Here is a 25,198-nt window from a genome sequence, read left to right as displayed (position 1 = left end):
ATGTAAAAGTATAAATATGTTTGTTTGTAAACTATAAAATTGTATTTTTGCAACAGAACCATTCTTTTCTGTGATGATACCGAAGACGACCTTGGCCCGGATCGTAGCCCGGCAGCGTAAAAACCTCGATGATCGAATTGCCGGAATGCCGCGCGCAATACTTGCGTCGATGCCTTACCTGACCGATCAGGCGTTGCTGATCGGCGGTGTCCGCGGCAGCGGTCGCAGTACGTTGCTGCTGCAAATGTTGCAAAACGATTATCCGCAGGCGTGGTATACCGATTTTTCGGATGCGCGGCTGGCCGGATTCGACAGTGGTGATTTCGATAAACTTTCCGCCTTGGTTGCGGAGTCGGGCAAGGGTATTTTGCTGCTCGACAAAGTGGATTATGCCCAAGGATGGGCTCGGTTTATCGGGTCGAAACTTGCCGAGGGGATCAAAGTGGTGGCGACCGTGTCGCTCGATACGCTGTTGGCCGTGCAGCAGGCGCGGCAGGAGGGGACGGACCTGCAGCTGGCCGGCTCTGCGGCAGCACAGGAGGCTGTCGTATCCGCCTCGTTGTTTATCCCGCGCAGGCTCGGGTTATTCGGTTATCTTGAGTTTTTGGAGGCCGTGCATCGGCGGGGAGGCGAAGAGGCGGTCGAAGAGTATCTGTTACGGGGGGCCTTCCCGGAATGTTGCAGGCCCGGACGCACGGCATCGCTGCTGTCGCTGTATGACCTGATCGTTAACCGGGATGTACTGATAGCCAAAGGAGTGCGTGACCGGGTGACCTTGTGTCGCATAGCCCTTTTCCTGCTCACGGCTACGGGCGGCGGGGTAACGGCCAATGCGGTTCGCAACCAGTTGAAAGTAAAATCGGTCAGTACGGTGACCGAACATATGGAGCATCTCGAACGGGCCGGTCTGGTCGCGTTCGTCCCCATTCTCGGGACGACGCCGGGCCGGCAGGCCGTCAATCCCCGCAAAGTGTATGCGGTCGATACGGCTCTTGCTGCGGCGTTGTCGCCCGAAGAATCTCTTTCCCGCGAACGGCTTTTTGCGACCATGATCCATAATCACCTCGCCCGGAAATACGATGCGATTTTTTATACGCCCGAATGCGGAGGATGTGACTTTGTCGTGGCCGAAGAGGGCTTTATCGCAGGCTGCATACAGGCTTGTTACGATGGAGACGATCCCGACCTGATGCAAATGAAGATCGAAGGGCTTTCCGAGGCGATGCGCCAGGGAGGGCAGCGCCGCGGGCTGATCGTGACGCTCGGCCGTTCGGAACGGATTCCGGTGGAGGAAGGGGAAATCGAAATCATCGATGCGGATACGTTCCTCAGTGAGTGAAAATTCCTGGGCGCCCGGTTCGCACAAGGATGCGGAGCCGTTCGCCGGAATGGAGTATCGGCACTGCCTGTCGCCGGGATTCCTGCCGGTTTGTGGGGGCTGCTTCGGTTTGCCGCCGGTCTGCTGTCGATCTGTTTTTTGTTTTCAATGTTATTTTTCGAGTTGGTCTGGGTGGCAAAGCTGCTTCCCCGAGGGGGCTGCGGACGAAAATCGGCTGATATTCTTCTGCAAAAAGGGGTAAGTCCAAAAAAATCGCTATTTTTGACTTTTGATAATGCCCGCACAGGCTGCCTTCCGTCCGTTTTCGGTGGAGTTCGGGCCTGTTTTATACGGGTTTATCGGGGTCTTAAACCTTGTGCGTCATGAGCAAGTTCATCGGAGAGGATTTCATGCTGGAGAACGATGCGGCGCGGGAGCTGTATCACGAACATGCTGCCCGGATGCCGATCATCGATTACCATTGCCACCTCGTGCCGCAAATGATCGCGGAGAATCGCCGTTTCGGGAACATTACCGAGGCGTGGCTCGGCGGCGACCATTACAAATGGCGTGCAATGCGGGCCAACGGCGTCGAAGAGGCCTATATTACCGGTGACAAATCCGATTGGGAGAAATTTGAGAAATGGGCCGGAACGCTTCCTTATGCGATGCGCAATCCGCTTTATCACTGGACCCATCTCGAGCTGGCCCGGATTTTCGGCATCGATGAAGTGTTGAGTCCCCGGACGGCCCGGGAGATTTACGAAGCGTGCAACGCCCGGCTTGCGGAACCCGGATTCCGGGCACAGGGGCTAATGACGCGCTGTAATGTCGAGGTGGTCTGTACGACCGACGATCCGGTCGATTCGCTCGAGTATCACCGCTGTATCGCCGAAAGCAGTTTCGGGACCAAAGTCCTGCCTGCCTGGCGGCCCGACAAGGCAACGGCGGTTTCCGACCCCGAAGCCTATAACGCTTATCTGGACAGGCTCGAAGCCGCTGCCGATATGAGCATCGGTACTTACGAGGAACTGCTCGATGCACTGCATGTCCGTCACGACTTTTTCGACCGGATGGGCTGCCGGCTCTCCGATCACGGTTTGGGGGGCTTCGTAGCGGCCGATTACACGGAGAGCGACCTGATGCAGATTTTTGCCAAAGTACGCGGTGGAACAGCGCTGACAGCCGGGGAGACGGCCAAATTCCAAAGCGGCCTGTTGTTCGACCTCGCGTTGATGGACGACGAGAGCGGATGGACGCAGCAGTACCATGTCGGAGCGATCCGCAATAACAATTCCAGGATGTTCGACCGGTTGGGACCGGATGCCGGTTACGATTCGATCGGCGAAGAACCTTGCGCGGCAGCCGGCAATAGGTTCCTGGATCGCCTGGCGCGTGCGGGCAAGTTGTCCAAAACCATTTTGTATAACCTTCACCCGAAAGATACCGAAGTGCTGATCACGATGGCGGGAAATTTCAATGAAGGGCCCACGGTGGGAAAGGTACAGTACGGTGCGGCCTGGTGGTTCCTCGACCAGGAGGACGGAATGACCAAGCAGCTCAATGCGCTTTCGTCGTTGGGATTGTTGGGTCGTTTCGTAGGAATGCTGACCGATTCGCGCAGCTTCCTCTCCTATCCGCGGCACGAATATTTCCGCCGTATCCTGTGCAACTTGTTGGGGCGGGATGTCGAAAGCGGACGGCTGCCCCGCAGCGAAATGGCGTGGATCGGCCGCATGGTGGAGGACATTTCGTATCACAACGCGAAAAATTATTTCGGGTTTTGACGGACGGGTTTTACCGAAACGAACCGCGAACGGTTCGGATCGTTTGGCAAACGACCGCTGAGGATGATGAATAAAGATAACGAACCGATATAGTAAATAAAACACAGAAAAGAGCAATGAAGAAAGTTGTAACCTTCGGAGAGATCATGTTGCGTTTGGCAACCCCGGACTACCTGCGTTTTTGCCAGGCCACAGAGTTTACCGCCACTTTCGGCGGCGGTGAGGCGAATGTGGCCGTATCGCTGGCCAATTACGGACTCAAACCGGAATTCGTCACCCGCGTGCCGAAGAACGACATTGCGGAGAGCTGCCTCAAGGAGTTGCACAAGTACGGTGTGGGGACTTCGCATGTGGTCTACGGCGGCGACCGTCTGGGCATCTATTTTCTCGAAACAGGCGCAGTGGCCCGTCCGAGTAAAGTGGTGTACGACCGGGCCTATTCGGCTATTGCCGAAATCAAGCCGGGCATGATCGACTGGGAACAGGTGCTCGCTGGGGCCGACTGGTTTCACTGGACCGGAATTACGCCCGCATTGAGCCAGGGAGCCGCAGATGTCTGCCTCGAGGCGATCAAGGCTGCCAACAAGATGGGAATTACCGTATCGACGGACCTCAATTTCCGCAAGAACCTGTGGAAATACGGTAAAACAGCCTCCGAGGTAATGCCTGCGCTGGTCGAAGGCTGCGATGTCATTCTGGGCAACGAAGAGGATGCCGAGAAGGTGTTCGGTATCAAACCCGAAGGGTTCGACGTTACCGCAACGGGTGGTAAAGTGCAGGCAGCCGAGTTCGAATCGGTCTGCAAGCAGTTGATGCAGCGTTTCCCGCGTGCCAAAAAGGTGATCATCACGCTGCGCGGTTCGATCAACGCGAACCACAATACCTGGGCGGGTGTGCTCTGGGACGGCAAACAGCTTTTCCAGTCGCCTTCGTATGACATTACGCACATCGTGGACCGTGTGGGCGGTGGCGACTCGTTTATGGGCGGCCTGATCTACGGTCTGCTCACCTATACGGGCGACGACCAGAAGGCGCTTAATTTCGCGGTAGCCGCTTCGTGCCTCAAGCACACGATTTACGGTGATTTCAATATGGTTACCGTTGCCGAGGTGGAGAACCTGATGAAGGGCGACGGTTCGGGCCGTGTGTCGCGTTAATGAAGTCGTGAGGGTACCGTGCCGGTTTCCGGTAAGCGACACGCCTTGGCCTGTTTGCGGAGTTTGTGCATACGATTTCCGGTCAAGGCTTCGGAATATCCGCTGGCCGACGATATAGCAACGGTGCAGGAAGAATTAAGAATCAATTAAATTAACGGAGCAAAAGCAAAATGGCAAAGTTTTCAAAAATAGAGGTGATCTCGGCGATGGCCTCGACGGGCATGGTCCCCGTGTTTTATAACAAGGATATCGAAATTTCGAAAAATGTCCTCAAGGCGTGCTACGATGGCGGCGTACGGGCTTTCGAATTTACGAACCGCGGCGATCTGGCCCACGAGGTGTTTTGCGATCTGATTAAGTTCGCCGCCAAAGAGTGTCCCGAGATGATTCTCGGTGTCGGTTCGGTCGTCGACGCAGGCACTGCATCGCTCTACATTCAGTTGGGAGCTAATTTCGTTGTAGGTCCGCTGTTCAATCCCGATGTGGCGAAGGTGTGCAACCGCCGCCTGATTCCTTACACCCCCGGTTGCGGTTCGGTAACGGAAGTGGGTTTTGCCCAGGAGGCCGGGTGCGATCTTTGCAAAATCTTCCCGGCCGGCAATGTCGGCGGTCCGTCGTTTGTCAAGAATATGATGGCCCCGATGCCGTGGTCGATGCTGATGGTGACCGGTGCGGTGGAACCTACCGAAGAGAATCTTTCGGCATGGGTCAAGGCCGGTGTTACTTGCGTGGGCATGGGCTCGAAACTTTTCCCGTCGGATGTGATCGCCGCCAAGAACTGGGGCGCTGTCTCCGATAAGTGCCGGGAGTCGCTCGCCATCATCGCCAAATACCGCAAATAGCGCGGACTGAACGATATTCGGGGACGGCGGGAGATGAAATTTTGATTCGCCGCATACCCGAACCCCTATTTCAAACGTTAAACCATTAAAGCACTATGAAAGAAGTATTCGGTTATATCGTCGGATTGGGAGCACCAGTGATGATGCCGATCATTTTTACGATCCTCGGGGTCTGCATCGGTATCAAGCTCGGGAAAGCCCTCAAAAGCGGACTGTTGGTCGGCGTCGGTTTCGTCGGCCTCTCCATCGTGACCGCTCTGCTGACCACCGCCCTCGGCCCTGCTCTGAACAGCGTTGTCGATATTTATGATCTGCAGCTCAAGGTTTTCGATATGGGATGGCCCGCGGCCGCCAGTATAGCCTACAATACTTCGGTAGGCGCGCTGATTATCCCGATTTGTTTGGGCGTTAACTTGCTGATGCTGTTGACGCGGACGACCAAAACGGTCAATATCGACCTGTGGAACTACTGGCATTTCGCCTTTATCGGCGCGTTGGCCTACTTCGCTACGCACAGCTTGCTGTGGGGCTTCTTCGCAGCTGTAATTTGCTACATCATTACGCTGGTTATCGCGGATTTCACTGCAAAGAAATTCCAGAAATTCTACAAGAATATGGACGGTATTTCGATTCCGCAGCCTTTCTGTGCCGGTTTCGTGCCGTTCGCCTGGGTAATCAACAAGGGACTCGACAAGGTTCCCGGTGTCAATAAAATCAATATCGATTCGGAGGGGATGAAGCAGAAGTTCGGCCTGATGGGCGAGCCGCTTTTCCTCGGTGTGGTAATCGGTTGCGTGATCGGTGCTTTTGCCCGCTATGAGCTGCCGAAGGTGCTGATGCTCGGCGTGCAGATGGGTGCCGTGATGGAGTTGATCCCGCGCATTACGGGACTCTTCATCGAAGGTTTGCTGCCCATTTCGAATGCGACCAAATCGCTGATCGACCGCAAATTCAAGAAAAGCGCCGGCCTGAATATCGGTATGAGTCCGGCACTGGTTATCGGCCACCCGGCCACGCTGGTCGTGTCGTTGTTGCTGATTCCGGTGATCATCCTGCTGGCGGTTATCCTGCCGGGGAACGAATTCCTTCCGTTGGCGTCATTGGCCGGGATGTTCTATGTATTCCCGCTGATTCTTCCGATCACGAAGGGCAACGTATTCAAAACTTTTATTATCGGGTTGATCCTGTTGGTCGGGGGCGTTTATATTGTGACGAACCTCGCTCCGGTCTTCACGTTGGCAGCCCAGGACGTTTACGCAATGACCCAGGACACCGCCGTGCGGATTCCGGACGGATTCAGTGAGGCTGCCGCTATCGACTTCGCGTCGAGTCCGTTTACGTGGGTGATCTACCACCTGACCGCAAGCATCAAGATTATCGGTCCTGTCATTCTGGGAGTGTGCACGCTTGCTCTGATGCTCGTGAATCGTCGCGCGATCCTGCGGCAGCACCGTCAGGCTGAGGCCGAGGCAGAACTGGAAGCGGCCGAAGAGGCTGAAGCCGGGAATAATCAAGAGAAATAACAATTAAAAACCGTAGAGTAGATATGAGAAAGCTATTTTTAGTATTGATCGCGGGTGTGGCTGCATTGTCGGCTTCGGCCCAGGTGAATTACAAAATCCAGACGGCCTGCAATCCGCAGGATGTGAAAACGTACGACACGGAACGGCTGCGCAGCAGTTTCCTGATGGAAAAGGTGATGGTTCCCGACCAGATCAACGTTACCTATTCGATGTACGACCGTTTTATTTTCGGCGGTGCGGTACCCGTGACGAAGGAGCTGGTGCTCGAGACGATCGATCCGCTCAAAGCGCCTTACTTCCTTTTTGCGCGTGAGCTGGGCGTGATCAATGTCGGCGGCGACGGTGTCGTGACCGTGGACGGCAAGGAGTACACGCTGCGTTTCCGCGACGCTCTTTATGTGGGCAGCGGGAACCAGAAAGTGACTTTCAAGAGCAAGGATGCTTCGAAACCTGCAAAATTCTACATCAACTCGGCTACTGCGCACAAATCCTATCCGACACAGTTGGTGACCATCGACGGGGTGAAGGGTTCGCTGAAGGCCAACTCGTTCCCCGCCGGTAAGATGGAAGAGAGCAACGACCGCGTAATCAACCAGCTGATCGTGAAAAATGTGCTCAAAGAGGGACCCTGCCAGTTGCAAATGGGCCTTACCGAACTGAAGCCCGGCAGTGTTTGGAACACGATGCCGCCCCATGTGCACGGCCGGCGTATCGAGGCTTACTTCTATTTCAATCTGCCCGAAGGGAACATGATTTGCCACCTGATGGGTGAGCCGCAGCAGGAGCGCCTGGTATGGATGGCCAACGAACAGGCGATCATGTCTCCCGAATGGTCGATTCACGCTGCTGCCGGTACCAGCAACTACATGTTCATCTGGGGTATGGCGGGCGAGAACCTCGACTATGGCGATATGGACAAGATCAAATATACCGAAATGCGTTAAGGGCGTGTTGTGAAACTTCTCCCTGCAATCGTGCGGGGAAATGAAAATCCGGACGGCATACTTGCCGTCCGGATTCTTTTTGCGGGGGGGAGTTGCCGGGAAACCCTGTCCGGTCTGTTTTGGAAAGGATATCCCGGGGTAACGGCTAATGCCACGGGAAAATTTCCGGGCTATCCCGAATTCATTTGTTTCCGGGATGAGGCTTCCGGTTTTCCCTGATATGGATATTATTCCGCAAATTCATCTCCATCCGGATGTCCGGATCGGGGATCGGCGAGAAAAATCCGCGGTAATCCGCGGTAAAAAAAGTATATTTGTAGGAAACACTGGCCCCATAACTTAAAATATGCGCGCATGAGTTCCGTCTCCTCGCAGAAACCCACCCGTTACCGGTGGGTGATTTGTTCGATGCTCTTTTTCGCCACGACGATCAATTACCTCGACCGTCAGGTGCTTTCATTGCTGCAACCCCTCCTCGAAGAGCAGTTCCACTGGACCGATAACGATTACGGAACGATCACGGCTGTCTTTTCGCTGTTTTATGCCATTTCTCTGTTGTTTGCCGGTCGGTTCGTCGACCGGGTCGGTACGAAGAAAGGGTATGCCTGGGCGATTGCCATCTGGTCGTTCGGTGCGGCGCTGCACGCTCTCTGCGGGATTGTGACCGAGCATTACGTCGGATTGCCCGATGCTTCTGCCTTGCGGATGGCACAGGGGGCCGACATTGTCTCACAGATCACGATGGTGAGTATTACGGCTTTCGTCATTTGCCGTTGCGTGCTGGCTTTGGGCGAAGCGGGTAATTTCCCGGCGGCAATCAAGGCGACCGCCGAGTATTTTCCCAAAAAAGACCGGGCTTTCGCTACCGGCATTTTCAATTCGGGTGCTAATGTAGGTGCGATTCTCGCACCGTTGACCGTGCCGGTAATGGCCGAGGTGTGGGGTTGGGAGACCGCATTCCTCGTAGTCGGTGCGATCGGCTTCGTTTGGTTGGGTTTCTGGCAGTTCATCTATAAAAGCCCCGAAAACAACCCCCGGATGAATGCGGCCGAACGCGCTTATATCGAACAGGATCAGGTATTGGAAGCCGGGACGGGCACGATAGCGGCCAAGACGGCGAACGGTAGTGCATCGGTCGGCGTAATGGGGGTACCGATGGTAGATAAAGGGGCAGGTATGACGGCGGAGGTGCCCGCTGAAGAGGCCGTTGCAGATAAGATGACGATTTGGCAAAGCCTGCACTACCGGCAGACCTGGGCTTTTGCGGTGGGAAAATTCCTGACCGACGGCGTTTGGTGGTTTTTCCTGTTCTGGACTCCGGCCTACCTCAAGGCGCAGTACGATATGACCGGCACACAGGTCGCGTGGCCTATCGCCGTGCTCTATACGATCACGGTAGCCGGTTCGGTCTTCGGCGGCAAGTTCCCCACTTACTTTATCAACCGGGGGATGAACCCCTATGCGGGCCGCATGCGGGCGATGCTGATTATTGCGTTTTTCCCGCTGGCGGTATTGCTGGCCCAACCGTTGGGGTACATCAGCTACTGGGTTCCCATTTTGCTGATTGCAGTGGGGGCTTCGGCGCATCAGGCATGGTCGGCCAACATCTACTCGACTGTCAGCGATATGTTTCCCAAAGGGGCCGTGGCGACGATCACCGGGATCGGCAGCATGGCCGGAGGACTCGGCTCGGTCTTTATCCAGAAGGGGGCGGGCATGCTCTTTACTTACAGCGATGAAACGCGGCTTGTGTTCTTCGGGTTCGAAGGCAAGCCAGCCGGGTATACGATCGCTTTCATCTATTGTGCGATCGCCTACCTGTTGGCCTGGGCCATCATGAAATCGCTCGTACCGCGCTACCGGCAGATCGTGCCGTAGGCAGGTCGTGGCGGGAGTATTCCTGCAGCCTTTTTTAAAATATAAATATATTGCGTCGGCGTTCGTATAGCGGTTTCGGTGGTTTTATGACGTTATGCTGTAAGGATATGAAATTGTAACAATATAAGAAACTTTCAGGGGGCTGGAAATGTTCGTGGGCTCCGTGAACCGGATCTTTTTTGCGGCGAAAAAGGGGCGAAATTTTGTATTAATCGAAAAGAGTGTTAAATTTGCACGCTGTTTCCAATGAAGGAGACGGATATGGTGGATGTAGCTCAGTAGGTTAGAGCGACGGATTGTGGTTCCGTAGGTCGTGGGTTCGAGACCCATCTTCCACCCGCAATTTTCGGAAAGAGTCTCCAGGCGGGAGACTCTTTTTGTGTTTTGTGATATTGTTTTGCGGTCTATTGCTTCAGTTTAGTTGTGCATGAATGATCCCATTGTTCGCTGTCCGGAACGGAATAGCGGAGCGACAGGCCGGCAAAATAGATAGCGGAAGTGTCGGCGTATCGGCCGGCCAGAGCACCGCTTGAATATGAATTTTGAACCGGCCGGCTAAGAATAAACGTCGGCAATCCCGCTGCAACGCTGCATAACCGGACAGTTCCGGGGAAATATGCGTTTTTGCGGCTGAAAAAAGACTTTATGACACAATTGGATGAATTTACCGCACTGGGACTGGGGGAAAAAACCCTCCCGGCGATCAAGGCTAAAGGCTTTGAAACTCCTTCCCCGATCCAGAAACTGACCATTCCGGTCTTGTTGGATGAGGATAAGCATAACGATATTATCGCACAGGCGCAGACCGGAACAGGCAAGACGGCCGCATTCGGGCTGCCCGTTCTGGAGCGACTTACCCCGAAGAAGGGACCCGTGCAGGGATTGATTCTCGTGCCGACTCGCGAGCTCGCGTTGCAGGTGACCGAAGAGTTGCTCTCTTTCAATAAATACAGCAAGCTGGTCATTACGGCTATTTATGGCGGTGCGTCGATGTCCGAGCAATTGCGGCGTCTGGGCAAGGGTGTCGATATTGTGGTCGGTACGCCGGGGCGTATCCTCGATCACCTGCGCCGGGGAACCTTGAATCTCAAGGAACTGCAATACCTGATCCTCGATGAGGCCGACGAGATGCTGAACATGGGGTTTATCGACGATGTCGAGGCTATTCTGGCCGAGTCGAACGATTATCGCCGGATCCTGCTCTTTTCGGCTACGATGCCTGCGCGTATCGTGGAACTGTCGAAGCGTTACATGAAAGATGTCGAGGTGCTTAGGGTTCCGAGCCAGGAGATGACCACGGACCTGACCGACCAGATCTATTTCGAGGTGCGCGACAGCGACAAGTTCGATGCGCTGACCCGGATCATCGACGTCGAGCCCGAATTTTACGGGATTGTTTTCTGCCGCACGAAGGTGGCCGTGGATGAACTGGTGACGCGGTTGACCCAGCGGGGCTATGCCGCAGAGGGGCTGCACGGCGACGTGTCGCAGGCCCAGCGCGAAAAAATACTCAAGAAGTTCAAAAACAAACAGGTGACGATTCTTGCGGCTACCGACGTGGCTGCCCGCGGGATCGACATCAACAACCTGACGCATGTGATCAACTATTCGCTGCCGCAGGATTCCGAGTCGTATGTGCACCGGATCGGCCGTACGGGCCGCGCCGGGAATACGGGTACGGCTATTACCTTTATTTCGAGTTCGGAGTACCGCCAGTTCGTGATGATGCAGCGTGAGATCAAGGTCGATATCAAGAAGGTGCCGATCCCCACGGCGCAGAATGTGGTCGAGATCAAGAAAAACCGCATTAAGGATGAATTGGCCGAGATCATCGAAAATGAAAATTACACCGAATACGGTGAAATGGCGGCCGATTTATTGAAGGACCAGTCGCCCGAGGTTGCGATGGCGGCTGTGTTGCGGTTGGCATTCAAGAACGAGCTGGAGGAGAGTAATTATCCCGAAATCCGCTCGATTCACGTCGACCGCCGCGGTACGGCGCGTCTGTTCATTTCGATCGGCAAGATGGACGGTTACGACGTGCGCAAGTTGCTCCAGCTGCTTAAGCGCGAGTGCGGGCTGACCGACAGCCAGATCGACGACGTGAAGGTTCTGGACAGCTTTTCGTTCGTTACCGTGCCGTTCTCCGAAGCGAAAGAGGCGATCCGCCGGCTGAACGATATCAGTAACGGCGGCCGTCCGATCGCAGAAATCGCACAGGATGGCCAGGGCCGCGGTGCGCGGGGAGCGTACAAAAAAGAAGGGTTTAAAAAAGACTATAAAGGCAAGCGGGATTCCGCCGGTTACGCCAAAGGCTCTTCCTACGGCGCCGGTAGCCGCAAAGACAGCGGGGAAGGATGGAAAGCGGGGGCGACTCGCGGGGCGAAGCCGGGCGCCCGGGGAGCGCGGGATGCACAAGCGGTTGTACACGCTCCGCGCGCTTCCAAAAAGAAAAAGGGAGAGGACTGGCAGAACGATTTTACCGAATTTTTTGCCCGGCAGGAACAAGGCGGTTGGGGCGGCAAGAGCGGCTTCGACAAAAAAGCCGCTCCCCGCAAGGATAAAAAACGCGGAAACCGTTAATTGTTTTTCCGAAGCCGGTTTTTTTCCGATCGCGATAACCTGCTTCCCAATGACCGGTTCCGTGCGGTTCTCCTGATTCAGGCGTGTTCCGTTAGGGGTACTCTTCAGTTGTTTCCGTTTAAGTCGTCCTGTCCGGGCTAAATGCCCTGTGTGGACTTTCAGGGATGTACGTCCGGCCGAGCGATCCGTATCTCTACCAACCGGTCGGGCGGCCGTCGAGAAATGGCGGGGTGTGCGACTCTTCCCCGGAACCGAAATATGCGGTTCCTTTCGTGGTCGGCGGGATGACATCCTTGGTCAAAAAGGCGTTGAAGGAATAGGATTCTCCCGCGGCTTTCAAGAGCCGCTGTACGATCAGAGCCCGGCTCGGTGCATTGAATGCTGCCCCGGGGGCGCTGCTCTGTTTCATGATGCTGGTCTGCTCGGGTCGCCAGACTCCGTACGCATACTGATAACCTCCTTCATAGGCCCCGACCATGTCGTATCCGGGCTGTCCGATGAACTCGCGCCAGCGGATCGCAGACAGGTCATTGGTCAGGTCCAGGTTCAGGTAATAGCCTTTTTGCTGTCCGTTGCGCAGTGCGGTAGCCTGTGCGGCCGGAATTGTCGCTCCGCCCGTATATTCGTCAGCCAACAGTCCGATGGCATGGCCGCCCAACTCATGGACGAGGGTCGTTTCGAATGTTGAAGCGAGGGTGCCGATGGCATAGTTCGGATTGCCGTCCGATTGCCAGTAGGTTGTACCGGCATGCCGTTTGGCATTCGCAATGATGGCAATAACGACGTTTTGCATCCCTGTGTACCCCGGGACTTTGGCTGCGTAGGCGTAAACCTTCTCTTTTGCGGCGGTCATGGCGCTTCCCGATTCATCCCGGTAAGCGACCGATAAAGCCGTATTGCGGGCGTACCCGGGTTGGGTTACTCCGTTCTGTTTCGATACCGCTTTAACAATGTATGTATTCAGGTAGTTACGGTAAGTGGCGTAGGGTTCATAACGCAACAGGGCTTCGATGGCCTGTTTCATCTTTTGTTCGTACAAACCGTTTTCACCCATATCCTGGCTGGTGAATCCGTCACCCATGAAAATCAGGTGGAATCCTTTGTTTTGCGGTGAACCCGCATAGGTAAGTACCTGTCCGTCTTGCGAATAATCGTCGCTTTCGACGTTGTCGCCCAGGTTGCTGAATCCATACCCGCTCGTTTGGGGCGAAAGAATCCATTTGTCATAATTGGGCTGTTGCGTCACGGCTTCCGGAACGGTACCGCTGAAACGGTTGAATGTCACGTCGAGACCGGTTAGCTGTGTCAACCGGGCGAAACCCTCCGGCAGTCCCCCGGAAAGCTGATTGTGCTGCAGCGACAGCGAGGTCAATCGGGTCAATCGTTCGAAACCGTCCGGCAGATTGCCGTTCAGGGAACCGTTGTGGCTGAGGTTGAGCGTCCTGAGATTTTCCAGCCGGGTGATACTTTCCGGGATCTCCCCCCGGATGGAATTGTTGTGAAGGGTCAGGGATTCCAGTCGGGTGAGTTTGCCGAGTTCCGCAGGCAGCGTACCGCCCAGCTTGTTATCGTTCAGCGCGAGGGTGCGCAGTTCGGTAAGGCGTGTGATATCGTTCGGAATCTCTCCGGAGAGTTTGTTGACGGTGAAATCGAGGGTCTGCAACCGCGTCAGTTTGCCGATCGAGGCGGGAATAGAGCCTGATATCTGGTCGTGTGAAAAGGTGAGTTGCTCGAGATAGGGAAAATCGCCGATCTGTTCGGGCAACCAGCCGATCAGGTTATTGGCGTAAAAATAGAGGGAAACCACATGCCCGTCAGCGTCGGTGCGGACACCTTTCCACTCTCCGACCGGTTTGTTTGACAGCCAGTTCGTCTGTTCTCTCCATTTCGGACCGCCCAGGCTGTTGTATAGGGCGATCAAGGCGGCCTGCTCGCTGCCTGCGGGGGCTTCGGCCCCTGTCTGTGTGATGGAAACCTTGCGGGAGAGGCCGTTGGCCGACCGGACGCTCAGGCTGCCGGTGCGCGGGAGGTAATCTTCCGGAGCCGTTGCCGTGATCTCCACGACGCTAAGGCCCGCCGGACCTTCGGCGGGCGCGACGGTGATCCAGGGCGCGTCATCGTGGGAAATCGACCAGGCTGCATCGGTCGTGATTTCCATTTGCTCGCGGAGAATGGTTCCGGTCAGGGAGATATTCTGGGTCGAAAGCGTCAGGACCGGGTCGCTGCTGTTGTCTTTGGAACAGCCGGCCAAAAGTGTGATCAGACCGGCCAGACAACAAAAACGGATGGCTGCTTGCATGATTGATTAGGTTAGCGGGTGATGTTTGAAGTTAAATAAAAATTCGGGGAATCTCTTATTTTCGACCCAAAAATTCCGGCTGTTTTGTCCGTATTTCCACAGGTCGGGCCGGTGAGGGTGACAAAGTGGCAGGATCTGACAGCGACTCCGGCATATTATGTCACTTTTTCCGCATGAAATTTGCGGAAATCAAGGGGAGAATGTGCCAAAACCGGTTTGGCACATATTGTGTGAGAAAGCAGGTCGCATTCGGTTGCAGAAATGTTGATATCCCTGAACCTCGTAAGAGGGCGAAATATTGATTAACCTTAAAAGCATACAAAAATGAAAGTAAAACCGTTAGCAGACCGGGTTCTGATCGAACCGAATCCCGCAGAAGAAAAAACAGCCGGCGGACTTTTTATCCCCGACACCGCCAAGGAAAAACCTCTCGCAGGTAAAGTCATCGCAGTGGGCCCCGGAACATCTGACGTGAAGATGGAAGTGAAAGTGGGCGACCAGGTGCTCTACGGCAAATACGCCGGCACCGAAATTACGATCGACGGCAAGGATTTGCTGATCATGAAACAGGGCGATATCCTCGCAATCATTTAATCTTTCAATTTCCTAACTTTTAAGTCTGACAAATCATGGCAAAAGAGATTTTATACAATGTAGATGCCCGCGAACAGCTCAAGGAAGGTGTGGACGCGCTGGCCAATGCAGTGAAGGTAACCCTCGGTCCGAAAGGCCGCAATGTGGTAATCGACAAGAAGTTCGGTGCACCGCAGGTGACCAAGGACGGTGTGACCGTAGCCAAAGAGATCGAACTGGAGAAACCGGTTGCCAACATGGGTGCACAGATGGTCAAAGAGGTCGCTTCCAAGACTGCTGACGATGCCGGCGACGGTACGACGACCGCTACTGTACTGGCTCAGGCCATTGTAGGCGTGGGTGTGAAAAACGTTACCGCAGGTGCCAATCCGATGGACCTGAAACGCGGTATCGACAAAGCCGTCGCTACGGTAGTCGAGAACCTGCGCAAGCAGAGCCAGGAAGTGGGCGGCGACATCAACAAGATCGAGCAGGTCGCTACCATTTCGGCCAACAACGATAACAACATCGGTAAGCTGATCGCCGAGGCGATGGGCAAGGTTAACAAGGAAGGTGTGATCACCGTTGAAGAGGCCAAGGGTACCGAAACCCATGTGGACGTGGTGGAAGGTATGCAGTTCGACCGCGGTTACATCTCTCCGTACTTCACGACCGATGCCGAGAAGATGGAAGCGGTGCTGGAGAAACCGCTGATCCTGATCACCGACAAGAAGGTATCGACGATGAAGGAGCTGATGGGCGTATTGGAACCCGCCGCTCAGAACGGTCGTTCGCTGTTGGTGATTGCCGAAGATGTCGACGGCGAGGCATTGGCGGCTTTGGTGGTCAACAAACTGCGCGGTGCGCTGAAGATCGCTGCCGTGAAGGCTCCGGGCTTCGGTGACCGTCGCAAAGAGATGCTCGAAGATATTGCCATCCTGACCGGTGGTACGGTAATCTCTGAGGAGCGCGGCATCCGTCTCGACCAGGCTACCCTCGAAATGCTGGGTAGCGCCGAGAAGGTGATCGTGAACAAAGAGAACACGACGATCGTCAACGGCCTTGGCGACAAGAAAAATATCGAAGCCCGTGTAGCGCAGATCCGCAAACAGATGGAGGTTTCCACTTCGGATTATGACAAGGAGAAGCTCGCCGAACGTCTGGCTAAGTTGGCCGGCGGTGTGGCAGTACTCTATGTAGGTGCCGCCAGCGAGGTGGAGATGAAAGAGAAGAAAGACCGTGTGGACGATGCTTTGGCGGCTACCCGTGCTGCCGTTGAAGAGGGTATTATCCCCGGCGGTGGCGTAGCTTACATCCGTGCTGTGGCAGCCCTTGAGAAGCTTAAAGGCGATAACGAGGATGAGACGACGGGTATCCAGATCGTGAAACGTGCGATCGAGGAGCCGCTCCGCCAGATCGTAGCCAATGCCGGCGGCGAAGGTTCGGTGGTCGTTGCCAATGTGAAAGCAGGTAAGGATGCGTACGGTTACAATGCCCGTGCCGACAAGTACGAGGATATGTTCAAAGCCGGTATCATCGACCCGACCAAGGTAGCCCGCGTGGCGCTGGAGAATGCCGCTTCAATTGCAGCGATGTTCCTGACCACCGAGTGCGTGCTGGTCGACAAAAAAGAGGAGAATCCGGCTCCGGCCATGCCGCAGGGCATGGGTGGAATGGGCGGCATGATGTAGTCCGTTCCTTTCGGAGGTATTTCCGATAATCAGACAGGCGCTTTCCCACAAAGGAAAGCGCCTGTTTTTTTATACCGGGATCGTTTGCTTATGCCGGGGCTGTATCTTCCTGATCTGAGCAACATAATTACCGTATTGGATCGCTACATGGAACCGTCAGTCAGGCTTGCACGGAATAAAATAGGGGGCGAAACTACCGTAAGGGGCGGGATTGACAACATTGAATTCTTCGTTTTCCTACGCCCCCGACGAATGTCGAGAGGGAAACAGATGGATAGGAGACTCAGGAATTCTCGCTTCCGGAACCCCCTATATTGTACGGTAAAAAATAAATTAACTGAGAGAGGGCTGCATTGCGGAGACCTGCTGTCTCACTCTCCCGAACCGAACAGTGTTCGGGCTAATTCTTCGATTTTGTTGATGTAGACGATCTCGATCCCTTTCGGTGGTTTCGGCAGGCTTTTGCGCAGGTAACCCGAGACAATGATGCGCCCGAAGCCCAGTCGTGCCGCTTCGCTGATGCGCTGCTCGCTGCGGGGGGCCGGTCGGATTTCTCCCGAAAGTCCGATCTCGCCTGCGAAGCAGGTGGTGTTGTTCAGCGGACGGTCGAAGTAGGAAGAGAGGATTGCGGCCACGACACTCATATCGAGACCCGTATCGCTGATTTTGAATCCCCCTGCGAAATTCAGGAAAACGTCCTTCGTATACATCTTTAGGCCGACCCGTTTTTCGAGCACGGCCAGCAGCATGTTGAGCCGTCGCGAGTCGAAACCGGTGGCTGAGCGCTGCGGTGTTCCGTAGGCGGCCGTACTGACGAGCGCCTGCGTTTCGATCAGGTAGGCGCGCGCACCGTCTACAGCTGCACCGACGGCAATGCCGCTGAGCGGTTCATCGTAGTGCGACAGCAGGATTTCCGACGGGTTCGTCACTTCGATCAGCCCTTCGCCGCGCATTTCGAAAACGCCGATCTCGAAAGTGGCTCCGAATCGGTTTTTAATACTGCGCAGGATGCGGTAGATGTTGTTGTTGTCGCCTTCGAACTGCAATACCACGTCGACGATGTGTTCGAGGATTTTCGGCCCGGCGATGATTCCGTCTTTCGTGATGTGCCCGATGATGATGACGGATGTATTGGTCTGCTTTGCGTATTTCATCAGCAGTGCAGCACACTCGCGGATCTGCGAAACGCTTCCCGGCGACGAATCGATCGAATCGGAGTGGATCGTCTGGATCGAGTCGATGATGACCAGGTCGGGCTTGTAGTCGGTCACCTGGCGCAGGATGTTCTCGAGGTTCGTTTCGCTGTAAATGTAACATTCGTCGTTGCCGATCCCGATCCGTTCGGCCCGCATTTTTATTTGATGAGGAGACTCCTCGCCCGAGACGTAAAGTGTTTTGATCCCGCCCGCTTTCAGTGCGAGCTGCAGGCTGAGTGTCGATTTACCGATGCCCGGCTCGCCGCCCAGCAGGATCATCGAGCCCTGCACGAGGCCGCCGCCCAACACGCGGTTCATCTCGCCGTTGCCCAGGTCGGTGCGGGTATACTCCTGCCGTTGGATCTCGCGTACCGGCTGCGGGCGGTTCCGTTCACCGGCAGGGGTGAAAGAGGGCTGCGCCGGCTCTTTCTGTACCGTTTCTTCGACAAAGGTATTCCATTCCCCGCACGAGGGGCACTTGCCGACCCATTTGGCCGACTCGTACCCGCAGTTACGGCAAAAAAAGGCCTTTTTGACTTTAGCCATGGCTCAAGATGCGTTTTAAGACCGCGATGAAGCGGTCGATATCCTCGCGCGTCGTGTCGAACGAACACATCCAACGTACTTCGTTTCGCTCCTCGTCCCAGTCGTAGAAGAAGTATTCCTTGCGCAACCGTTCGATCGCCTCGCGCGGCATGACGGCGAAAAGGCCGTTCGCCTGCGGTTGGCAGGTGAGGGTGACGCCGTCGAGTTTGCGGATCCCGGAGGCCATATAATTTGCCATTTCGTTTGAATGAGCGGCCAGTTGCAACCAGAGATCATCTTGGAGATAAGCCTCGAATTGCGCGGCGATAAAGCGCATTTTCGAAGCGAGCTGTGTGAGTTGTTTGCGTTCGTACATGGCTGCTCGTGCGCATTCCGGCCGGAAAAAGATCACCGCTTCGCCGACCATCATGCCGTTTTTCGTTCCGCCGAACGAGAGAACGTCCACTCCCGTATCCGCAATCATCGCTTTGGGCGTGATGCCGAGTGCGGCTACGGCATTCGCGAACCGCGCTCCGTCCACATGCAGGAACATATCGTGTTCGTGTGCCAGATCGGCCAGGGCGCGGATTTCACCGGCGGTATAGAGCGTGCCCAATTCGGTCGGCTGAGAGATCGAGATCACTTTGGGCTGGGCGTGGTGTTGGAACCCGAATCCGTGCAGGCGCGTACGAACCAGTTCCGGGGTCAGTTTTCCGTCCGGAGTATCGATCGCCAGCAGTTTGCAGCCCGCGAGCGCTTCCGGTGCTCCGCATTCGTCGACACAGATGTGTGCGGTCCCCGCACAGACAACGGCGTTGAACGATCGGGTGAGCGTTTTGAGCGCAAGCAGGTTCGCTCCCGTACCGTTGAATACGAAATAAACATCCGGCTCTCCGCCAAAAAGAGCCTGCAACGCTTTCGTCGCACGGGTCGTAACCGCATCGTCGCCGTAGGCGAAATCATGGTCGCTGTTTGCAGCCGTGATGGCCGCGAGGATCTGCGGATGAATGCCCGAATGGTTGTCGCTTCCGAAACTGCGCATCGCTATCTCGTAAACAGTGTAGCGTTAACGCCGTAGAGAGTTTCCGAACGGTCGTTATACGCCGGGTTTGTGTTATTTGATGAAAAACCTGTAAATATCGTTGCCGTTCGCAAAGATCAGTAGTGCGAGGATCAGGATAAAGCCGACCGTGGTCGCGCGCTCCATGAATTTATCGCTGGGTTTGCGCCGCGTAATTACTTCCACAAGCAGGAACAGCACATGGCCGCCGTCGAGCCCCGGGATCGGCAGGATATTCATAATCGCCAGTACGATCGAGAAGAATGCGGTGATGTGCCAGAACGCTTCCCAACTCCAATAAGTGGGGAATACGCTGCCGAGCGTCATGATCCCGCCGAGCGACTTGTACGCTTCGGTTTTGGGCGAGAAAAGCAGTTTGATCTGTTTTGCATAGCTGCTGATCTCGGTGCCGGTGAGCTTGATTCCATGCGGAATCGACTCGAGGAAAGAGTATCGGTGGGTGCTGATCGGGATCAGCTCGTTGATCGGGACGAGCTTCGCTTCGATCAACCCTTCGTTCGAAATCTCAACGGGCACGGTGATGATTTTGGTCACTCCCCCCGAGTCGCGTGCGATCCCGAGGTTGACCTGCTCCCCTTTGTGTGCGGAGAAGGCTTGCTGGTATTCGTCGAAATAGCGCATACCCACACCGTTGAAAGCGATCAGCGTGTCGCCCGGCTGCAGTCCTGCTTTCGCTGCGCCGCCGCCTTTCGCGGCCTGGGCGATTACGAAGGGTACGCGGATATCCATGAAGTTTTTGGTATCCAGTATCTTGGCCGTAGCCGTTTCGGGAATGTCGATACGCATGGCCGTACCGTCGCGTTCGACGGTGACGTACGGGGCCTGGTCGAAAATCATCGTTTGGAGAATCCTGGCGCAATCTTCGACCGGTTCGCCGGCTACGTCGATGATTTTGTCGCCGTCGCGCAGTCCGATCTCTTTGGCTACATCGTTGAACACATAACCGTATTTGACATCCTTCGAGGCGATGTAGTTGTCTCCCCACGTATAGCTGATGCCGATGTAGATGCAGACGGCCAGTACGATGTTCATCACGACGCCGCCGACCATGATCAGCAGCCGCTGCCAGGCCGGTTTGGCGCGGAACTCCCACGGTTGGACGGGTTGTTTCATCTGCTCGGTATCCATTGACTCGTCGATCATGCCGGCAATCTTCACATAGCCGCCGAAAGGAATCCATCCTACGCCGTAAGTGGTTTCTCCCTTTTTGAATTTGAACAGCGAGAACCACGGATTGAAGAAGAGGTAGAACTTTTCCACCCGCGTGCCGAAAAGGCGCGCGAAAAAGAAATGTCCGAATTCGTGTATGATGACCAGCAGCGAGAAACTGAGAATGAACTGAAGAACTTTGATGACGATATCCATGGGTTTGGAAGGGTATTAGCGGTTGAAAAGTTATGAGTTGAGTGATTGTGCTTTGCAGTTGCGGCTGCGGGCCTGTGCGGGCAACAGGCTCCGGGCGATCTCCCGGGCTTCGGCGTCGGTTTGCCGGTACTGGTCCAGCGTGGGGCGTGCGATTGCGGTGGCCCGTGCGAGGGTTTCGGTGTTGATACGCGGGATATCGGTGAAACCGATTTGCCCGTCCAGAAAAGCGGCTACCGCAATTTCGTTCGCAGCATTGAGGATTCCCCCCGCATTACCACCCCGGCGCAGGCATTCGAATGCGAGGCCGAGGTTCGGGAAGCGGGCGGTGTCCGGCTTGAAAAATTCGAGGCATCCCAGTTCTGCGAAATCGATGCGCGGACCGTCCAGCGGCATGCGTTCCGGAAACGAGAGCGCATACTGGATCGGCAGGTGCATATCGGGTGTGCCGAGTTGTGCTTTGACTGCCCCGTCGGCGAACTGTACCATCGAATGGATCACACTGCGGGGATGGATCAATACGTCGATCTGGTCGGGCCGCAGTCCGAACAGCCATTTGGCCTCGATCACTTCGAAGCCTTTGTTCATCAGCGATGCCGAGTCGATCGTCACTTTGGCCCCCATTGTCCAGCAGGGATGGTTCAGTGCATCTTCGACGGACACTTTTTCGAGCTCCGCAGCCGTTTTATGCAGGAAGGGACCGCCGGAGGCGGTCAGGATTACCTTTTCGACCGGACTCGGCTCCCCCACGAGACACTGGAAAATTGCAGAGTGTTCCGAATCTACGGGCAGGATCGGCGCCCGGTGTTCGGCCGAGAGCGCGGTGATGATTTCCCCCGCCACGACGAGGCACTCTTTGTTGGCAAGAGCTACTTTTTTTCCGTGCAACAGGGCGCTGACGGTCGGGAAGAGCCCGCTGTAGCCCACCAAAGCCATGACTACCGTGTCGACCGCTTCCGAGCGTACCACCTGCTCGAGCGCCTGCTCGCCGGCGTATACTTTGATCGGTTGCGACGAGAGCGCTTCCCGCAGGGGGGTATAAAAACGTTCGTTTGCAATGACGACGTTGTCGGGGGCGAATTCGACGGCCTGTGCCGCGAGCGCTTCCCAATTGCTGTGCGCGGTGAGTGTGGTGATCTCGAACCGTTCGGGGTAATTCCGCACGATGTCGAGGGTCTGGGTGCCGATCGAACCGGTAGAGCCTAAGACGGCCAGTCGCTGTTTACGCTCCATGGGTCAGAATACGATATAACTTTGCGGGTCGACGGGCGTGCCGTTGTGCCACAGTTCGATTTCAAACAAATTCTTCTTTGCGGCATCGGGCTGCGTACTGCCCGTATAGCCGATGATCTCACCGCTGCGTACACGGTCGCCGACCTTGCGGATCACTTCGTTGTTGTGCCGGTAAACCGACGTCAGGTTGTTGCTGTGCTGGATGAACAGCACATAGCCGTCGGAAGGCGTCCACGACGAGGAGATCACAGTCCCGTCCAGGATAGCCATGACCGGCTGGTTGGCCGTGGTGACTACCCGGATGCCGTAAGCTCCCTCTTTCGGCTCGAACTTCGATGCGACGACTCCTTTGACCGGGGTGAAAAGCTCCAGCGCACTGCGCAGCGTTTTACGGGCCGCGTCGGGATTGTTAATGCTGTAAGCGCTTCCCGGATTCTCCATCTGGCTGCGCAGGATCGAGTCTTCGATGATGGCGCCTACCGTCGGATTCTTGCTGCGGGAGGCCGAATCCGCGGTCTGCATGTCGTTGCGCGTGACCGGATTTTTGCCGGCCATGATCAGCGCGACGTTCTCGTTATAGATCTGCATGTTCTTGATCTCTTTTTCGAGTGAATCGAGGCGCATGATATTCTCGATGAGCATCGTGCGGGACTTGTTGCCCGGATATCCGGGGATGAAGTCCAGGATCGGCGTGTAGGCGACCGTCGTGGTAACGATGATGAACAGGACCAGCACCAGGGCCAACAGTCCGGCCAGCACGTTCAGCGGGCTGATGTAGATATACCACACTTCGGTATCGGTGTGCTGGTTACGGATGCTGAAGCGGTGCTTCTCCCGCAGGTGGCGTATGAAGTAGCGGTAGCTATTCTTAAAGTTGGTCTTCACGGTCGTTGGTTTGGCGCAGTGCTGCCCGCCCGGCCCGCATTCGTCGAGTAAGGCGGTACACGGCGGAAAACTTTAACTTCAAACAGTTTCGTACAAAGGTAATAAAATCCTCCGGCTAATTCCATGCCCGCCCGGCGGCGGCGAATTATTTTCCGGCGAAAAAACTTTGAAAGTAAGTTATAAAATGTAAATTTGCGTAGACTTTACGAGAAATAACGTGTCCCGGAGCGGAATTATTCTTTCCTCCCCGGGTTTGTAAAAAATAAAAGCACATATATTTACAAAAATGGTTAAACCGACACTTTTGGTTTTGGCGGCCGGGATGGGGTCGCGTTATGGTTCGCTCAAACAGATGGACGGCGTAGGCCCGAACGGCGAAGCGATTATCGACTACTCGATTTACGATGCGATCCGGGCCGGTTTCGGTAAGGTCGTCTTCGTGATTCGTCATCTTTTCGAAAAGGAATTCCGTGAAATATTCACTCCCGGGCGTTTCGGCGGGCAGATCGAAGTGGATTTTGTATTTCAGGAGCTGGATAAACTTCCCGCCGGATTTACCGTGCCTGCCGAGCGGGTCAAACCCTGGGGAACGAACCATGCCGTGATGATGGCTGCCGGTGTGATCCGCGAAGAGCCTTTTGCCGTAATCAATGCCGACGATTTTTACGGTCAGGAGGCTTACCAGACGATCGGACGCTACCTGCGTTCGGTGGCCGGACAGAAGAATCACTACTGCATGGTCGGCTACGAGGTGCAGAACACGCTGTCTGATTTCGGAGCCGTGTCGCGCGGAGTATGCGGCGTGGATGCCAACAACAACCTGACCTCGATGGTCGAGCGGACCTCCATCGAGCGGATCAATGGCAAGATCGTGTTCAAGGATGAGAACGGCGAGATGCGTCCGTTGGATGGCAAGGCTCCCGTTTCGATGAACATGTTCGGGTTTACGCCCGACTATTTCGACTACTCTGAGAAGTATTTCAGCTCTTACCTGAAGGATAATATCGACAATCCGAAATCGGAATTCTACATTCCGACGATGGTCAACAAACTGGTGAACGACGGTACGGCGCAGATGCGCGTGCTGCACTGTCCTGCACAATGGTTCGGCGTGACCTATAAAGAAGACCGTCCGGCCGTGGTGGAGCGCATCCGTAAATTGATCGCGGCGGGGAACTATCCCGAAAAGCTCTGGAAATAGAGTTCCGGACCGTGCCTAACCCTAAAACCGGATACGATGAACAGTATTGAACAGCAAATATGGGGCTTTACGCCCGACGGCGAAGCCGTGATCCTCTATACGATGACCAACGGCACCGGCGCATCGGTGCAACTGAGCAATATCGGGGCCGGGATCGTGGCCGTCAATGTGCCTGACCGCAACGGCAACCTGGCCGATGTGGCGCTCGGGTACAACAGTTTCGAAAGTTATTTCGGCGATGGCCCTTATATGGGCAAAACACCGGGACGCTTTGCGAACCGGATCGGCGAGGGGCGTTTTACGCTCGACGGAGTGGAGTACCGGCTGGCACAAAATTCCGGTGGACAGCATCTGCACGGCGGCCTGAAAGGTTTTGCCAATAAGGTGTGGGACGGCCGGGTCGAGACCGACCGGGTGGTCTTCTCGCTGGTGAGTCCCGACGGGGACGACAAGTATCCGGGCGAAGTGACCGCCGAGGTGTGCTACGACTGGAACGATGCCTGCGAGTTGGAGATTACCTATTATGCCAGAACCGACGCCCCGACGATCATCAACCTCACGAACCACGCCTATTTCAACCTCAAGGGTGAGCATGCGGGCCGTGCGATGGAGCAGGAATTGCAGCTCAATGCGGCGAAATTCCTCTGGTACGACCGGAACTGCATCCCTACCGGCGAGTTGGTCGACGTGAAGGGGACTCCGATGGATTTCACGGAGCCAAAACCCCTCGCACGCGATATCGATGCCGATTACGAGCCGTTGCGCATCGGGCACGGCTATGACCAGAGTTGGGCGATCGACGGTTACGAGAAGGGCAAGCTGAGCGAAGCGGGTGTGCTGTACGATCCGGAGAGCGGTCGGCGTATGCGTATCCTGACGACGCAGCCTTCGGCACATGTCTATACGGGTAATTTCCTGCAGGGGTGTCCTACGAGCATCAGTGGCGGAGAGTACGCCAACCGCGCCGGCGTGGCGATCGAATGCCAGGCTTATCCGAACAGCCCCAACCGGGAACATTTCCCTTCGACCGTGTTGCGTCCTGGTGAATTGTACAACGAGAAAATCGTCTTCCGTTTCGAAACGGACAAGTAACCCTTTGGAATATTTAACCTAAAACTTA

The 25,198-nt window shown here is 55.4% G+C and carries 18 protein-coding genes and 1 tRNA gene; 13 read left to right on the top strand and 6 right to left on the bottom strand.

The features are described 5' to 3' along the window. Positions 1 to 73: 73 nt before the first annotated feature. The 9 genes from NQ495_RS06730 to NQ495_RS06690 all read left to right on the top strand — a co-directional run bounded on the left by NQ495_RS06730 (position 74) and on the right by NQ495_RS06690 (position 12,032). Positions 74 to 1,339 (top strand): ATP-binding protein, encoded by a 1,266-nt coding sequence (locus NQ495_RS06730; protein WP_009133717.1) that lies wholly within the window; start codon positions 74 to 76, stop codon positions 1,337 to 1,339. Between the two features lie 362 nt (positions 1,340 to 1,701). Then, on the top strand, positions 1,702 to 3,105 hold the full coding sequence (gene uxaC / locus NQ495_RS06725) for a glucuronate isomerase (protein WP_009133718.1): 1,404 nt from the start codon (positions 1,702 to 1,704) through the stop codon (positions 3,103 to 3,105). A 116-nt stretch (positions 3,106 to 3,221) separates the two neighbouring features. Next, positions 3,222 to 4,262 carry a sugar kinase gene (locus NQ495_RS06720; RefSeq protein ID WP_009133719.1) on the top strand — a complete coding sequence of 347 codons (1,041 nt, stop codon included), beginning with the start codon at positions 3,222 to 3,224 and terminating at the stop codon, positions 4,260 to 4,262. A gap of 170 nt (positions 4,263 to 4,432) precedes the next feature. Continuing rightward, positions 4,433 to 5,104 carry a bifunctional 4-hydroxy-2-oxoglutarate aldolase/2-dehydro-3-deoxy-phosphogluconate aldolase gene (locus NQ495_RS06715; RefSeq protein WP_009133720.1) on the top strand — a complete coding sequence of 224 codons (672 nt, stop codon included), beginning with the start codon at positions 4,433 to 4,435 and terminating at the stop codon, positions 5,102 to 5,104. 95 nt (positions 5,105 to 5,199) lie between these two features. Then, positions 5,200 to 6,627, top strand: coding sequence for a PTS galactitol transporter subunit IIC (locus tag NQ495_RS06710; protein WP_009133721.1), 1,428 nt, complete (start codon positions 5,200 to 5,202; stop codon positions 6,625 to 6,627). A 23-nt stretch (positions 6,628 to 6,650) separates the two neighbouring features. Next, on the top strand, positions 6,651 to 7,571 hold the full coding sequence (gene kduI / locus NQ495_RS06705; protein WP_009133722.1) for a 5-dehydro-4-deoxy-D-glucuronate isomerase: 921 nt from the start codon (positions 6,651 to 6,653) through the stop codon (positions 7,569 to 7,571). A gap of 354 nt (positions 7,572 to 7,925) precedes the next feature. Next, positions 7,926 to 9,449, top strand: a complete 1,524-nt coding sequence (locus tag NQ495_RS06700) for an MFS transporter (RefSeq protein ID WP_009133723.1) — start codon at positions 7,926 to 7,928, stop codon at positions 9,447 to 9,449. A gap of 263 nt (positions 9,450 to 9,712) precedes the next feature. Further along, a tRNA-His gene (locus NQ495_RS06695) sits at positions 9,713 to 9,788 on the top strand. Positions 9,789 to 10,094: 306 nt separating this feature from the next. Then, on the top strand, positions 10,095 to 12,032 hold the full coding sequence (locus NQ495_RS06690) for a DEAD/DEAH box helicase (RefSeq protein ID WP_009133724.1): 1,938 nt from the start codon (positions 10,095 to 10,097) through the stop codon (positions 12,030 to 12,032). Positions 12,033 to 12,225: 193 nt separating this feature from the next. Here the strand turns inward: NQ495_RS06690 and NQ495_RS06685 are convergent, their stop codons facing one another. Beyond that, complete coding sequence (locus NQ495_RS06685) at positions 12,226 to 14,331, bottom strand: M64 family metallopeptidase (protein ID WP_009133725.1); 2,106 nt, start codon at positions 14,329 to 14,331, stop codon at positions 12,226 to 12,228. A 324-nt stretch (positions 14,332 to 14,655) separates the two neighbouring features. Between NQ495_RS06685 and NQ495_RS06680 the strand changes: the two genes are divergently transcribed. After that, complete coding sequence (locus tag NQ495_RS06680; protein ID WP_009133726.1) at positions 14,656 to 14,925, top strand: co-chaperone GroES; 270 nt, start codon at positions 14,656 to 14,658, stop codon at positions 14,923 to 14,925. 35 nt (positions 14,926 to 14,960) lie between these two features. Then, entirely contained in the window at positions 14,961 to 16,595 is a 1,635-nt protein-coding gene (gene groL, locus NQ495_RS06675) for a chaperonin GroEL (protein ID WP_009133727.1), read from the top strand. Between the two features lie 371 nt (positions 16,596 to 16,966). Here the strand turns inward: groL and radA are convergent, their stop codons facing one another. The 5 genes from radA to NQ495_RS06650 form a co-directional block, all read right to left on the bottom strand. Beyond that, positions 16,967 to 18,337, bottom strand: coding sequence for a DNA repair protein RadA (gene radA, locus NQ495_RS06670; protein WP_009133728.1), 1,371 nt, complete (start codon positions 18,335 to 18,337; stop codon positions 16,967 to 16,969). Then, on the bottom strand, positions 18,330 to 19,358 hold the full coding sequence (locus tag NQ495_RS06665) for a threonine aldolase family protein (RefSeq protein WP_009133729.1): 1,029 nt from the start codon (positions 19,356 to 19,358) through the stop codon (positions 18,330 to 18,332). The genes radA and NQ495_RS06665 overlap by 8 nt, the downstream gene beginning before the upstream one ends. A gap of 72 nt (positions 19,359 to 19,430) precedes the next feature. After that, positions 19,431 to 20,762 carry an RIP metalloprotease RseP gene (gene rseP / locus NQ495_RS06660; protein WP_009133730.1) on the bottom strand — a complete coding sequence of 444 codons (1,332 nt, stop codon included), beginning with the start codon at positions 20,760 to 20,762 and terminating at the stop codon, positions 19,431 to 19,433. Positions 20,763 to 20,792: 30 nt separating this feature from the next. Then, entirely contained in the window at positions 20,793 to 21,992 is a 1,200-nt protein-coding gene (locus tag NQ495_RS06655) for a 1-deoxy-D-xylulose-5-phosphate reductoisomerase (protein ID WP_009133731.1), read from the bottom strand. A 3-nt stretch (positions 21,993 to 21,995) separates the two neighbouring features. Then, complete coding sequence (locus NQ495_RS06650; RefSeq protein WP_009133732.1) at positions 21,996 to 22,877, bottom strand: murein hydrolase activator EnvC family protein; 882 nt, start codon at positions 22,875 to 22,877, stop codon at positions 21,996 to 21,998. Positions 22,878 to 23,163: 286 nt separating this feature from the next. Here NQ495_RS06650 and NQ495_RS06645 point away from each other — a divergent pair, with 286 nt between their 5' ends. Together NQ495_RS06645 and NQ495_RS06640 are read left to right on the top strand one after the other, a co-directional pair. Beyond that, a complete protein-coding gene (locus NQ495_RS06645) occupies positions 23,164 to 24,078 on the top strand; it encodes a nucleotidyltransferase family protein (RefSeq protein WP_118061193.1) in 915 nt (304 codons plus the stop codon). Positions 24,079 to 24,114: 36 nt separating this feature from the next. Continuing rightward, positions 24,115 to 25,170: an aldose epimerase family protein gene (locus tag NQ495_RS06640; protein ID WP_009133734.1), complete on the top strand. Its 1,056-nt coding sequence runs from the start codon at positions 24,115 to 24,117 to the stop codon at positions 25,168 to 25,170. The last annotated feature ends 28 nt before the right edge of the window (positions 25,171 to 25,198 follow it).

Origin of the sequence: Alistipes indistinctus YIT 12060 (assembly GCF_025144995.1) — a bacterium.
In the GTDB taxonomy this organism is placed as follows: Bacteria; Bacteroidota; Bacteroidia; order Bacteroidales; family Rikenellaceae; genus Alistipes_A; species Alistipes_A indistinctus.
The sequence above is the reverse complement of the archived record's forward strand: the minus strand, read 5'-3'. Positions and strand labels throughout refer to the sequence as shown.